Source organism: Paracoccus sp. S4493, assembly GCF_000967735.1.
GTDB lineage: Bacteria > Pseudomonadota > Alphaproteobacteria > Rhodobacterales > Rhodobacteraceae > Paracoccus > Paracoccus marcusii.
In genome coordinates this window covers 1-762 of the sequence record NZ_JXYF01000210.1, presented here as the reverse complement: position 1 = coordinate 762, position 762 = coordinate 1, and the positions used below count along the sequence as shown (strand labels likewise).

At 67.7% G+C, this 762-nt stretch carries 2 protein-coding genes; both read right to left on the bottom strand.

What is annotated here, in order from left to right:
* Positions 1–256 (bottom strand): hypothetical protein (locus TW83_RS16365; protein WP_157001690.1); only part of this gene is annotated, 256 nt, incomplete at its 3' end.
* A 54-nt stretch (positions 257–310) separates the two neighbouring features.
* Positions 311–762 (bottom strand): aminoacyl--tRNA ligase-related protein (locus TW83_RS16360; protein WP_045983849.1); only part of this gene is annotated, 452 nt, incomplete at its 5' end.

Here is a 762-nt window from a genome sequence, read left to right as displayed (position 1 = left end):
CGATCCACTGCCCGACCGCATCCAGCATCACCATCATCCAGACGGCGATCAGCAGCATCCACATCAGCAGGTTGTCGGGGTTCAGGTACAGGTGGGGAATGGCGATGCTGGTCGGCGCGACGGGCGGCAGCAGCGGCGCCGCCAGACGCGCCGCGTCCGTGATGATGCGCGCATCGGGCTGCATCGCGTAGATCACGCCGCAGATCACGAAGATCGCGGCGACCACCAGATGCAAGACTGAACCGATCCGTGTCATGCAGGCCAACGCGCGCCGGCCTGCGGCAGTTTCGCGCCGTCCGCAATCGGGGTGTCAGGCCAGCGATCCCTGGGCGGTCAGCGTGGTCGCGCCCTTCAGATAGGGGTGCAGGACCGAGGGCAGGCGGACCGATCCGTCGGCCTGCTGGCCGTTTTCCAGCACCGCGATCAGCGCGCGCCCGACGGCCAGGCCGGACCCGTTCAGGGTGTGCACGAATTCCGGCTTGCCCCCGCCTGCCGGGCGATAGCGCGCGTTCATCCGCCGTCCCTGATAGTCGCCGCAATAGCTGACGCTGCTGATCTCGCGATAGCGGTCCTGTCCGGGCAGCCAGACCTCCAGGTCGTGGGTGATGCGCGCGCCCGCGCCCATGTCGCCGGTGCACAGGATCATCGTGCGATAGGGCAGTTCCAGCGCCTCCAGCACGGCCTCGGCGCAGCGGGTCATGCGGTCATGTTCGGCCAGACCGGTATCGGCGTCGGTGATCGACACCATCTCGACCTTCTCGA